This is a genomic window from Mesorhizobium sp. B1-1-7 (genome assembly GCF_006442705.1).
Lineage (GTDB): Bacteria > Pseudomonadota > Alphaproteobacteria > Rhizobiales > Rhizobiaceae > Mesorhizobium > Mesorhizobium opportunistum.
In genome coordinates this window covers 365524-378121 of sequence record NZ_VFWQ01000002.1, presented here as the reverse complement: position 1 = coordinate 378121, position 12598 = coordinate 365524, and the positions used below count along the sequence as shown (strand labels likewise).

General features: G+C 64.8%; 12 protein-coding genes. 9 read left to right on the top strand and 3 right to left on the bottom strand.

The genetic code is table 11. The annotated features are described in order from the left end of the window. Nucleotides 1–13 precede the first annotated feature (13 nt). From sfnG to FJ978_RS04280, 9 genes are all read left to right on the top strand, one after another. Nucleotides 14–1120: a dimethylsulfone monooxygenase SfnG gene (gene sfnG, locus FJ978_RS04320; protein ID WP_140570528.1), complete on the top strand. Its 1107-nt coding sequence runs from the start codon at nt 14–16 to the stop codon at nt 1118–1120. Nucleotides 1121–1245: 125 nt separating this feature from the next. Beyond that, nucleotides 1246–2181 (top strand): ABC transporter ATP-binding protein, encoded by a 936-nt coding sequence (locus FJ978_RS04315; RefSeq protein WP_140570526.1) that lies wholly within the window; start codon nt 1246–1248, stop codon nt 2179–2181. Continuing rightward, a complete protein-coding gene (locus tag FJ978_RS04310) occupies nt 2178–3077 on the top strand; it encodes a branched-chain amino acid ABC transporter permease (protein ID WP_140570524.1) in 900 nt (299 codons plus the stop codon). The genes FJ978_RS04315 and FJ978_RS04310 overlap by 4 nt, the downstream gene beginning before the upstream one ends. 3 nt (nt 3078–3080) lie before the next feature. Further along, a complete protein-coding gene (locus tag FJ978_RS04305) occupies nt 3081–4121 on the top strand; it encodes a branched-chain amino acid ABC transporter permease (RefSeq protein WP_140570522.1) in 1041 nt (346 codons plus the stop codon). Nucleotides 4122–4203: 82 nt separating this feature from the next. Next, nucleotides 4204–5541: an ABC transporter substrate-binding protein gene (locus FJ978_RS04300; RefSeq protein WP_140570520.1), complete on the top strand. Its 1338-nt coding sequence runs from the start codon at nt 4204–4206 to the stop codon at nt 5539–5541. A gap of 76 nt (nt 5542–5617) precedes the next feature. Beyond that, complete coding sequence (locus FJ978_RS04295) at nt 5618–6424, top strand: ABC transporter ATP-binding protein (RefSeq protein WP_181176653.1); 807 nt, start codon at nt 5618–5620, stop codon at nt 6422–6424. Nucleotides 6425–6448: 24 nt separating this feature from the next. Next, nucleotides 6449–7696: an SfnB family sulfur acquisition oxidoreductase gene (locus FJ978_RS04290; RefSeq protein WP_140570516.1), complete on the top strand. Its 1248-nt coding sequence runs from the start codon at nt 6449–6451 to the stop codon at nt 7694–7696. A 62-nt stretch (nt 7697–7758) separates the two neighbouring features. Then, the gene (gene msuE, locus FJ978_RS04285; RefSeq protein ID WP_013891512.1) at nt 7759–8319 is read left to right on the top strand and encodes an FMN reductase; all 561 of its coding nucleotides are present in this window, start codon (nt 7759–7761) and stop codon (nt 8317–8319) included. A gap of 118 nt (nt 8320–8437) precedes the next feature. Next, nucleotides 8438–8923 carry a hypothetical protein gene (locus tag FJ978_RS04280; RefSeq protein ID WP_013891511.1) on the top strand — a complete coding sequence of 162 codons (486 nt, stop codon included), beginning with the start codon at nt 8438–8440 and terminating at the stop codon, nt 8921–8923. A 6-nt stretch (nt 8924–8929) separates the two neighbouring features. Here the strand turns inward: FJ978_RS04280 and FJ978_RS04275 are convergent, their stop codons facing one another. Genes FJ978_RS04275 through FJ978_RS04265 form a run of 3 tightly spaced genes read right to left on the bottom strand, consistent with a single transcriptional unit; the run spans nt 8930 to nt 12598 of the window. Then, nucleotides 8930–9469 (bottom strand): hypothetical protein, encoded by a 540-nt coding sequence (locus FJ978_RS04275; protein ID WP_140570514.1) that lies wholly within the window; start codon nt 9467–9469, stop codon nt 8930–8932. Next, nucleotides 9462–12335 (bottom strand): sarcosine oxidase subunit alpha family protein, encoded by a 2874-nt coding sequence (locus FJ978_RS04270; protein ID WP_140570512.1) that lies wholly within the window; start codon nt 12333–12335, stop codon nt 9462–9464. The genes FJ978_RS04275 and FJ978_RS04270 overlap by 8 nt, the downstream gene beginning before the upstream one ends. Continuing rightward, nucleotides 12332–12598, bottom strand: a complete 267-nt coding sequence (locus tag FJ978_RS04265) for a sarcosine oxidase subunit delta (RefSeq protein ID WP_140570510.1) — start codon at nt 12596–12598, stop codon at nt 12332–12334. The genes FJ978_RS04270 and FJ978_RS04265 overlap by 4 nt, the downstream gene beginning before the upstream one ends.

Sequence of the window (12598 nt, the reverse complement as noted above, 5' to 3'; positions counted from 1 at the left end):
TGGGAGACAGTTCATGGCACACGCAGACACCGACGCGCTCAAATTCGCCTATTGGGTGCCCAATGTTTCGGGCGGCCTGGTGATCTCCAACATCGAGCAGCGCACCAACCATTCGGCCGAATACAACCGCAAGCTGGCGCAGATCGCCGAGAAGGCCGGCTTCGACTATGCGCTCAGCCAGATCCGTTTCACCGCCGGCTACGGCGCCGACGAGCAGCATGAATCGGTAGCCTTCAGCCATGACCTGCTCGCCGCCACCACGACGCTGAAGGTCATCGCCGCGATCCTGCCCGGCCCGTGGAATCCAGCGCTGGCAGCAAAGCAGATCGCCACCATCAGCTATCTGACCAATGGCCGTGTCGCCATCAACCTCGTCTCCGGCTGGTTCCGTGGCGAGTTTCACGCCATTGGCGAGCACTGGCTTGACCATGACGAGCGCTACCGCCGCTCGGAGGAGTTCATCCGCGCGCTGCGCGGAATATGGACCGAAGACAGTTTCACCTTCCGCGGCGATTTCTATCGCTTCAACGAATATTCGCTGAAGCCGAAACCGCCGCGGCCGCTGCCCGAAATCTTCCAGGGCGGTTCATCGCGTGCCGCGCGCGACATGGCATCGCGTGTCTCGGACTGGTACTTCACCAACGGCAACACACCGGCCGAGATCGCCAAGCAGGTCGAAGACCTCAGGACCAAGGCGAAGGCCAACAGCCATTCGGTCAAGGTCGGCGTCAACGCCTTCGCCGTCGTCCGCGAAACCGAGGACGAGGCCAAGGCGGTGCTTGCCGAAATCATTGCCAAGGCCAACCCCGAAGCGGTCAATGCCTTTGGCCACGAGGTCAAGAATGCCGGCAAGGCCTCGCCGGAAGGCGAGGGCAATTGGGCGAAATCCTCCTTCGACGATCTGGTCCAGTACAATGACGGCTTCCGCTCGAACCTGATCGGCACGCCGAGACAGGTCGCGGAGCGCATCGTCGACCTGAAGCGCGCCGGCGCCGATCTCATCCTGCTCGGCTTCCTGCACTTCCAGGAGGAGGTCGAGTATTTCGGCAAGCATGTCATTCCGCTCGTCCGCGAGCTGGAAGACGCCGAACAGGCAGCGTCACTGGCGGCAGCAGAATAGTCATCCCGCAAGCTGGCCGGTCAAGCTCCGGCCAGCACACGAATGAAGGTGTTTCAGGTGCGCTCGATCTCCTCGGGCGGCATCGAGAATTCGCGCGCCTAAAGGCGCAATCGAGGACCTTGGAAATGCCATTGGCCAGCTATTCCCTTGGAATGATGGAGGCTTCGGTCTACGCGCCGGAAATCTTCGCGCGCGGCTTGCCGTCGGCGCCCCAGCCGGCGCTGCCTTCCGCGGGCCGTATCGAGCCGGCGGGGTCCGTTTCGGGTACAGCCGCTCCGCTGCTTTCACTGCAAGCTATCGGCCTGTCGTTCGGCGGCGTCGTGGCATTGGCCGATATCGACCTGTCGGTGCAACCCGGCGAGATCCGCGCCATCATCGGGCCGAACGGCGCCGGCAAGAGCTCGCTGATCAACGTCATCAGCGGCGTCTACCGGCCGGATCGCGGCCATGTCCTGCTCGACGGCGTCAGCCATGCCCAGGTGCCGACGCAGCGGCTGGCGCATCTCGGCGTTGCCAGGACCTTCCAGAACCTTGCTTTGTTCAAAGGCCTCAGCGTCCTCGACAATGTCGCGTCCGGCCTTGCCTACAAGGTCCGCTCCAATTTTGCCGACCAGGTGCTCGGCATTGGCCGCTCGCGCGGCGAGCAGCGTGAAACACGCGGCCGCGCCGACCAGATTCTAGAATTCCTCGACCTCACCGCCGTTCGCGAACGCCTTGTCGGCACGCTGCCCTACGGGCTGCAGAAGCGCGTCGAATTGGCCCGCGCACTGGTCGCGCAACCGCGCCTGCTTCTGCTCGACGAGCCGATGGCCGGCATGACATCAGGCGAGAAGAGCGAGATGGCGGGTTTCGTCCGCGCCGCGCGCGATCGCTTCGCCACCACCGTGGTGCTGATCGAGCATGATGTCGGCGTCGTCATGGGCCTGTCCGACCGCCTCGCCGTTCTCGACTACGGCCGCAAGATCGCCGACGGCACGCCTGACGAAGTCAGGAACGACCAGCGCGTCATCGATGCCTATCTCGGCGTCGCCTCCGACAATGAGGACGGGGCAGGCATATGATCGCCGACTTCGATTATCAGTTCTGCATCGAAGTGCTCGTCGGCGGCCTGCTCTCCGGCGTCATGTATTCGCTGGTCGCGATCGGCTTCGTGCTGATCTACAAGACTTCGGGCGTGCTCAATTTCGCGCAGGGCGCGCTGCTCCTGTTCGCGGCACTCACCTTCGTCAGCCTCGTCGAACGCGGCGTCCCGTTCGCGCTGGCCCTGGTCGCCACCTTCGCCATCATGGTGGCGATCGGCGTCGCCATCGAACGCACGGTGCTCAGGCCGCTCACCAACAAGCCGCCGATCACTTTGTTCATGGCCACGCTCGGCCTGTCCTACATCATCGAGGGTGCCGCCCAACTGATCTGGGGCACGCAGGTCCACGGCCTCGATCTCGGCATCGAGGACGTGCCGCTGGAAGTCGGCGGCGTGCTGATCAGCCAGTTCGATATCTTCGCCGCGGTGGTTGCCGCCGGCATGGTTCTGCTGTTGTCGCTGTTCTTCCGCTACACCCGCATCGGCCTCTCCTTTCGCGCCGTCGCCGATGACCAGTTCGCCGCGCTCGCTGTTGGTCTGCGGCTGCCGCTGATCTGGGCGACCGTCTGGGCGGCCGCCGGCCTAGTCGCATTGGTGGCGGGACTGCTCTGGGGCGCCCGCCTCGGCGTGCAGTTCTCGCTGTCGCTGGTGGTGCTCAAGGCGCTGCCTGTGCTGGTGCTCGGCGGCTTCGATTCCATCCTCGGCGCCATCGTCGGCGGGCTGTTGATCGGCGCCAGTGAGAAGCTCGCCGAGGTCTATATCGGCGACTATTTCGGCGGCGGCATCGAGAGCTGGTTCGCCTATGTCGTTGCGCTCGTCTTCCTCCTGATCCGCCCTTCCGGCCTGTTCGGCCAGAAGCTCGTCGAAAGGATCTGAGCGATGACCGCGATAGCAAGCGATTTCTCGTCCACGCCGGCGCTGCCGAAATGGCTCGCGCCTGTCCTCCTGCTCGCCTTCGCCTATGGCGTCGTGCCGCTGATCGGCTCGAGCTACCTGTTCGAGGCAATCCTGCTGCCGTTCCTGGCGCTCAGCCTCGCCGGCGTCGGCTTGAACATCCTCACCGGCTATGCCGGCCAGGTGTCGCTTGGCAGTGCTGCCTTCATGGCGGCCGGTGCCTTCGCCGCCTACAATTTCAATTTGCGCGTCGAAGGCCTGCCGTTGATCGGCAGCATTGTTCTGGCCGGCCTCGTCGCGGCCGCGATCGGCATCGTCTTCGGCCTGCCGAGCCTGCGGCTGAAGGGCTTCTATCTCGCCGTCTCGACGCTTGCCGCGCAGTTCTTCGTGCAATGGGCGCTGACCAAGTTCAGCTGGTTCTCCAACAATTCGGCATCGGGCGTCATCGACGCGCCAAGGCTTTTGATTTCAGGCTTCGCACTCGACGGCGCCGTCGGCCGCTATCTCTTTGCGCTGACCATCGTCACCGTGCTGACCTTCCTTGCCCACCGGCTGGTCTCGTCGCAGACCGGGCGCAACTTCATCGCCATCCGCGACAATGAAACCGCCGCCCGCATCATCGGCATCCCGGTGCTGAAGACCAAGCTTCTGGCCTTCGCCATCTCGTCCTTCATCATCGGCGTCGCCGGCGTCATCTGGGCCTTCGCCTATCTCAGAACGGTCGAGCCGGACGGCTTCGATCTCGACCGATCCTTCCAGATCCTGTTCATCATCATCATCGGCGGGCTGGCATCGATCCGTGGCGCGTTCTTCGGCGCCGCCCTCATCGTGGTCTTCCCGCTCGGCTTATCGCGCCTCGGCGGCTTCCTGCTTGGCGATGTCTTCGATTCCGGCGTGCTCGACATGAGCCAGCGCATCGTGCTGGGCGCGCTCATCATCCTGTTTCTGATCCTTGAACCCGACGGACTGGTGGCCCTGTGGGACAGGCTCCGAAGACGGCTCCTGTTCGCCTGGCAGACGAGCTGAGCTCCATCATTCGACATCAATCGCATTTGGAAATGAACCAGAGGCCGAACCAAGGACGGCCCATACCGGGAGTACCCAACCCATGAACTTTCTCAGCACAATCAAGGCGGCGGCGCTGTCCGCAGCGATGATCGTGTCGGTGGCCTTGCCATCAGCTCACGCCGACGAACAATATTTCCCGCTGCAGAGCTATCGCGTCGGCCCTTACGCGGCTGGCGGCACCGGTTTCTTCGGCGGCTTCATCGACTATCTCAACCTCATCAACATTCGCGACGGCGGCGTCAACGGCGTCAAGCTGACCTGGGACGAATGCGAAACCCAGTACGAGGTCGAGCGCGGCGTCGAATGCTACGAGCGGCAGAAGAGCCATGCCGGTGCCGCCGCCTGGAACCCGCTCTCGGTCGGCATCGCCTACGCCATGATCGACCGTATCACCGCCGACAAGGTGCCGCTGATCACCGTCAACCACGGCCGCACCGATTCCACCGACGGGCGTGTGTTTCCTTATGTCTTCCCGCTGCTGCTCAACCCCTACAGCGAGACGTCCGGCATCGTGAACTACATCGCTTCCAAGGAAGGCGGCATCGACAAGCTGAAGGGCAAGAAGATCGTTGTGCTCTATCACGGCTCGCCCTACGGCAAGGAGACCATCCCGATCTATGAACTGCTGGCGCAGAAATACGGCTTCACCGTCCAGCAGATCGAGGTGCCGCATCCCGGCAACGAGCAGCAGTCGCAATGGCTGACCATCCGCCGCGCCAAGCCGGACTTCGTCGTCCTGCGCGGCTGGGGCGTGATGAACCCGGTGGCGCTGAAGACGGCGGTCAAGGTCGGCTATCCCGTCGACCACATCGTCGGCAATGTCTGGTCGAATTCGGAAGAGGATGTCATCCCCGCCGGCGACGCCGCCAAGGGCTACACCGCCATCACCACCCAGGCCTCCGGCAACAGCTACCCGGTGGTGCAGGAGATCGTGAAGACGGTCTACGGCGCCGGCAAGGGCAATCTGGAAGACAAGTCGCGCATCGGCTCCGTCTACCACAATCTCGGCATCGTCAACGGCATCCTGAATGTCGAGGCGATCCGCGTCGCGCAGGAGAAGTTCGGCCACCGCACGCTGACCGGCGACGAGGTCCGCTGGGGCTTCGAACATCTCAAGCTCGATCCGGCCAAGGTCGAGGCGCTCGGCGCCAAGGATCTGTTCCACTCGATCAATGTCAGCTGGGACAACCACGAAGGCGAGGGCTATGTGACCTTCCAGCAGTGGGACGGCAAGAAGTGGAACGTCGTCTCCGACTGGATCGCGCCGGACTGGGCGCTGCTGCGGCCCATCATCGAGAAGTCGGCCGAGGCCTATGCCGCCGAGAAGGGCATCAAGCTGCGCAGCGCCGATGATGCCAATGCCGTGACCACCAACTGATCAGCCAGTGCCGGCGCCGCGGACAGGTTCCGTGGCGCCGGCCGCTTTCGTTCCGCGGACCAGGGAAGAAGAGCCCATGCCGGACAATGACGTCATTCTTGCCGTGAATGCGGTCCACGCGACCTACAACCACGCCATCACGGCGCTGCACGGCGTCAGCTTCGAGATCAGGCGCGGCGAGATACTGGCGCTGCTCGGTGCCAATGGTGCAGGCAAGACCACCACGCTGAAGGCGGTCTCGAACCTGCTGCCGGCCGAGCGCGGCCAAGTCAATGCCGGCACTATCCGCTATGACGGTTCGGATGTCGCGCGCCGCAAGCCGGGCGATCTGGTGCGCGCCGGCCTGGTGCCGGTGCTGGAAGGCCGCCACTGCTTCAAGAGCCTCACCGTCGAGGAAAACCTGGTCGCCGGCGGCATCGGCCGCAGCGGTCGTCGCGCCGAAATCAACGTCGACCTCGAACGCATCTACGGCTATTTCCCCCGCCTCAGGGAAAAGCGCCGGACACTGTCCGGACTGACCTCCGGCGGGGAGCAGCAGATGACCGCGATTGGCCGGGCGCTGATGTCGCGGCCGCGCCTGCTCGTCCTCGACGAACCGTCGATGGGGCTTGCCCCGCTCATCGTCCAGGACATCTTCCAGACGCTGAGAAAACTCAATCGCGAGACCGGCCTGTCGATCCTGGTGGCCGAGCAGAATTCCGCGGTCGCGCTCAGATATGCCGACCATGCCACGGTGCTCGAAAACGGTGTCTCCGTCCTCTCTGGCCCGGCTGCAGAGCTTCGCCAGCGCGAGGATGTGCGCGCCTTCTATCTCGGTCAATCGACCTCCGGGCAACAGCCGTCAGCGGCTACCAAAACAGCCCATCTCCATGCCGTCGCCTGAAACGAAATTCGAAGGAGCAGTGAAATGACCGTCTCGACCGTCAAGACAGACCATGCCTCCGCCGCCGTGCCGCCCGTTGCAAGGCCATCGGGGCCAGCCCACATCATCAAGGATGACGCCGAAGCGATCGCCATCGCCCACGCACTCGCCGCCGAATTCGCCAAGGACTCCTCCAGGCGCGACCGCGAGCGGATCTGGCCGGTTGCCGAACTCGACGCCTTTTCGCAGAGCGGCCTCTGGTCGATCAATGTGCCCAGGGCATTCGGCGGGCCGGAAGTGTCCTACGCGACGCTGGCCAAGGTGATCGAAATCATCTCGGCGGCGGATTCCTCCATCGGCCAGGTGGCTCAGAACCATCTCGGTGTCATTGCCGCCATCCGCACCGTGTCGGACGCCGAACAGCAGAAACTGCTCTTTGGTGAGGCGTTGAAAGGCACGCGGTTCGGCAACGCCTTCTCCGAGTTCGGTTCCAAACGTGCCGCCGATTTCGAGACCCGCTTCACCGATGCCGGCGACCATGTGGTCGTCAATGGCCGCAAATTCTATTCCTCCGGCGCGCTGCTTGCCCATCTGGTGCCGATCGTGGCGCTCGATGACGAGGGCCGCGCCTGGTATGCGATTGCCGACCGTGGCGCGCCCGGCCTGACGGTCATCGACGACTGGTCGAGCTTCGGCCAGCGCACGACGCTCTCCGGCACCGTGATCATCGACAACGTCAAGGTGCCGAAGACTTTTCTGGTGCCCGGCTACAAGGGCTACGACAGGCCGACCGCCGACGGCGCCATCTTCCAGATCATCCAGGTGGCGGTGGACACCGGCATCGCCCAGGCGGCGATCGACGAGACGGTTCACTTCGTCAGGACCAGAAGCCGCGCCTGGATCGACAGCGGCGTCGACAATGCCTGGGACGATCCCTACACCATCCAGGCGATCGGCGACCTGACGCTGCGCCTGCACGCGGCACAGGCGCTGCTCGAAAAGGCCGGCCATGCGATCGACCGCGCCGTGATCGAGCCGACCGCCGAGACGGTCGCGCATGCGCAGATCGTCACCGCCGAGGCCAAGATCCTGTCGACCGAGATCGCCATTGCCGCGACGAACAAGCTGTTCGAACTCGCCGGCACGCGCTCGACGCTGGCCGAGCACAATCTCGACCGCCATTGGCGCAACGCCCGCACGCACACGCTGCACGATCCGGTGCGCTGGAAATATTCGATCCTCGGCAAATATTTTCTCAACGGTGAAAATCCGCCGCTGCACGCCTGGAGCTGATTTCCATCGGCAGGCGAAAGCCCGCTTTAGTAAAAACTTCGACCATCAAGAGGCCCACCGCCATGTCAAATCCAACAGTCGTCGGCTTTTCCGGCAACATCACCCGGCCGTCAAAGACACGCGCCTTCGTCGATTTCGTCGCAAGGGACATTGCCGCGCGCCACGGCCTGTCGGCCAGCACCTATGACATCGAGGATGTCGGCCCATCGCTGGGCACGGCAAGGTGGGCACGCGACCTCGACAGCCAGGCGCAACCGATCCTGGCCCAGATCCTCTCCGCGGATGTGCTGGTGGTCGGTTCGCCGACCTACAAGGGCAGCTACACCGGCCTGTTCAAGCACTTCTTCGACCTCATCGATCCAGCCGCGTTGCGCGGCAAGCCCATCCTTCTGACCGCGACCGGCGGCGGCGAGCGCCACGCCTTGATCGTCGAGCATCAGCTTCGGCCGCTGTTCGGCTTCTTCGAGGCCTTCACCCTGCCGACCGCCGTCTACGCCACCGACAAGGATTTCACCGACGGCGTGCTGCGCTCCGAGGCGATCCTGAAGCGCGCCGCGCAGGCCGTGGACGAGGTCGGCTTCGTGCTGGCGAACCGCTCGGCGGGCAGGGTCGCCGCCGAATAGCCTCTCGTCATCGGCTTGCACCGAGGTCGAAATCGGCGTCCGGGGTAAGCTCGCTTACCCGCAGTTTACGACCGCCGGCTACAACGTTCCTGTCTGATTCGTCTGGGACAGGAACATCATGAGCAAAGCCCTCATATCCTTCGCGCTGGTCGCGGTGCTGACCGCCTTGCTCATGGCGTTGAGCCTGGCGGTGGCCAGGCACGGCTATCCCTATGGGGCGATCGGCGTCAGGCGCCTCGACGGCATTGCCGATGCCGGAACGTTCATTCCGCTGGCCGCCGTCTACTTCTTCAGCGCGCTGCTGATGATGATCCTGCCGATCCGTGCGGCCAGCATCGTGCTGACCCATGCCGCCGACGCGATCTTCTGGACGGTGATCGTGCTGCTTGCCACCATTGTCGGCGGCCTTCTTGCCAGATGGGCCTTCGGGCAGGGCAGCGCCCTGCTGGCATTATTGAACTGGCGGTTCCTGTTTGCCGTCGCCGTCGTCGGCTGTCACTTCGTCATGAACGAGCTGCGCCGCAATGTGCTGCTGCGCAGCCTGTTCTTCGTGGTCTTCGCCGCCGCGATGCTGGCCTGCCTGTTCTGGTCGTTCACGCTCTGAGCGTGATCATGGCTGGCTAGCTTCCGCGATATGGCTCGCGGCTTGCTCCATCCACGTCCAGAGATAGCAGGCAAGACCGCGGTCGACATGGATGCGCAGCTTGCTTCCATGGCGATAGACGATGGCGCTGATGCCGGCGAAGGAAAGTGCTGCACTGGCACTTGGCTGCCTGGGGTCGAGCGTCGTGCCGCGTGCGATGAAAGCATCGAGCCCCACGCCTTCGATTTCGAACAGTTGCAGGCCGGTGCTGATCTCCGTCACCGCGAACCCTTCCTTGTGCCAGCCCGCCGCGATGGCAAGCGGTGCGTTCGACACCACGAGCAGCCGGTCGCGGGCCAGCCGCGCGGCATAGCGCTCGCCCTGCGCCGCGCCAAAGACACCCACGCCATCCGCCTTCACGCCGGATAGACGCGCCCAGGCATCGAGGTCGCCGCTGACCAGCGTCTGGTCGAGGCCCGTGACCGTGCGCACCGCCAGGCCAGGTGTCGTAATCATTGCCGCCGGCCAGTCCGGCACGCTGGACCATTTCTCCGCGAGATCACGCATTGAGCCGCTCTCCTGCCGGATCGAAGGCGCAAGGGGCGGCGATCGTCGCCGTCCTGATCTTGCCGAGATGCTGGATTTCGATCGTCTCGCCATGACGCGTTGCGCCACGCTCGATCAGGCCAAGCGCGATGGGGTGGCCAAGCGTCGGACTCTGATAACTTGACGTGACAAAGCCCAGGCTTTTCAGCTTGCCGTCGCGACGGTCGATGCCGTGCGCGCCTGTGGGCAATGGCGCTTCACCAGACGGCACCGACAAGCCGACAAGCTGCAAACGGTTACCGCGCGACGCCTCCTCGGTGAACAGCGAGCGGCGGCCGACATATTCGGTCTTGCGCTTGGCGCGGGGGCCTTCGCTGCCGAGATCATGCGGCAGCGTGGTGCCGTCAGTGTCCTTGCCGATGACGATAAAGCCTTTCTCGGCCCGCAGGATCATCAACGCTTCGAGGCCGATGACGACGGCGTCGAGCGCCTGGCCGGCCTGACGCAGATGCGCCCATAGCGGTTCGGCACGATCGGCTCGGATCGAGATTTCGTAGCTTCTGTCGCCGGTGAAGCTGACACGGGAGATGCGAACCTGGTCGCCGCCATAGCGGCCATGGCCGACCGCCATATGCGGCAGGTCGGCATCGTCGAGCGAGAGGCCGAGATCCAGCTTTTCCAGCAGCTTTCGTGCGTTCGGACCCGAAACGGTCAGCGTCGCCATTTCCGATGTGGCGTTGTGGATGTAGACGGCGTCGCGGCCGAAACGGTCCTGGCGCCATTCCTCCAGCCGGGCGTGCACGGCGGCAACATGCGAGGACGAGCACGAGACGACGAATCGATGCTCGTCCAGCCGCACCAGCACGCCGTCATCGAAGACCACGCCGTTCTCCGACAGCATGAAGCCGTAGCGGCAGCGGCCGGGCTTCAGCGTCGACATGGTGTTGTAATAGAGGAAGTCGACGAACGCGGCCGCCTGCGGTCCGATCACCTCGATCTTGCCGAGCGTCGAACCGTCGAACAATGCCACCGACTGGCGGGCACGCCGCGCCTCATCCTGGATGGCGCGATCTGCATCGGCGTCGCGGCCGCCATAATGGGCCGGGCGCAGCCAGCCGCCATATTCCTGGAAGACGGCGCCGCTGGCACGGTGGACGTTTTCCAGCGGAAGCCGGCGCACCGGCGCCATCAGCTCGCCAACGCGCGCGCCAGCAAAGCTTGCCAGCGGCACCGGCGTGAACGGCGGGCGATACGTGGTGGTGCCGACCTCCGGCACCGTGCGACCGGTAATGCCTGCCATCAGCGCCAGCCCGGGCAGGTTGGAGGTCTTGCCCTGGTCCGTCGCCATGCCGAGCGTGGTGTAGCGCTTGAGGTGTTCTACCGAAACGAAGTTTTCGCGTGCCGCCAGCTCGACGTCCTTCGCCGTCACGTCGTTCTGGTAGTCGATCCAGATGCGCCCTTTCGAGCCCGGCATCGGCCATGCCGCTACTATGCCGCCAGTCGCCTCTGGTCCGGTGCTGAGCGGTGTTGCAGCACTTCCCTTGCCCGGGAAGGCGTCCGCGACGCCGGCGAACACATCCGACAGGCAAACCGCGCCAGCGGCTGCCCCGACGACGGAAATGCCGTCGACCGGGTCGCCCGGCAGGAAGGCGGCGCGCGCCTCGCTCCAGGCGAGCTTGCCCCTGGCCTGACCGAACAGATGAATGGTCGGCGTCCAGCCGCCCGAGACCAGCACGCAATCGGCATCGAGCCTGCTGCCGTCGTCCAGCGTCACGCCTTCGACGCGAAGCTTGCCGCTTGCCGAGGCAAGCGCCCGCCCTTTGAGCACCCGCACACTGGCAGGCGTGGCGGGCATGCCGTCGCGCCTGATGTCGACAAGCGTGACGTCGGCGCCGGCCTCCGCGACTGCCTCGGCAACCTCGTAGGCGCTATCATTGTTGGTCGCGACAACGATGCGCCGGCCGACCAGCACCGCATGGCGCCTGAGATAGGCGAGCGCCGCATCGGCCGACAGGATACCCGGCAGATCATTGTTGGCGAAGGGCAGCGGCCGCTCGATGGCGCCCGTCGCCAGCACGACCCGGCGTGGCCTTACCCGCCACAGCGTGTCCGGCTGGCCGTCGAGATGGCGCTGGTTCAGCCCGACCAGATTGTGGTCGTAGATGCCGAAGGCGGTGGTCCAGGGCAGGATCAGGTGGCCGTTGGCAGCTAGGTCCGCAACCGTCTCATCGACCCACTCGGTCGCCGATTTCCCGTCGATCTCTCCGGCGCGATGGCCGAGCGATCCGCCAGCCCGGAGTTGGTCATCGACAAGCACCACGGATTGGCCCGAACCGGCGGCCAGCCTGGCCGCCGCCAGGCCTGCCGGTCCGGCACCGACCACCAGCACGTCGCAATGGTGGTTGATCTGGTCCGCCATGCCGGGCGAGGCCCAGCTCGCGTCGACCTTGCCCAATCCGGCCATGGCACGGATGCGCGGCTCGAACATGTGCCAGTCCGGCCACATGAAGGTCTTGTAGTAGAACGCGGCCGGAATGAAGCGCGAAAAGCGGTCGAGAAAGGCGTTGCGGTCGGCCAGCGCATTGGGCGTCGCGTTGACGCTTTTCGCCACCAGCCCGTCGCGCGCCGGCTCGGTCGTGGCCCGCGTGTTCGGCGTCGCGCCGCCGACATCGACCAGCGCGTTCGGCTCTTCGACGCCCGCACCCCAGATGCCGCGTGGCCTATGATACTTGAAGCTGCGGCCGACCACCGCGACATCGCCGGCCAGCAGCGCCGAGGCGATGGTGTCGCCGGCAAAGCCCTGCACGGTCGTGCCGTCGAAGCTGAAGCGGATCGGGCGCGAGCGGTCGATGGCGCTGCCGCCGGTGGCAAGACGCGAGGCGGTCACGCCCTGTGCTCCCCGCCAAGCGCGGCCGAGGACAGCACCTTGTGCGAGACGGTGTCACGTTCCATGACGAAGAACTCGCCGCAACTCACGTGAACCCAGATCTCGCGCGCCGTGCCCTTCGGATTGCTGCGCAAATAGAGGTAATCGGCCCAGCGCTCGATCGGCACCTCGGCATCATCCGGCCGGACATTGCCGGCATCGCCGCCATAGTGGAATTCGGTCTCTTCGCGCGGGCCGCAGAACGGGCAAGGGAAAAGCTGCAT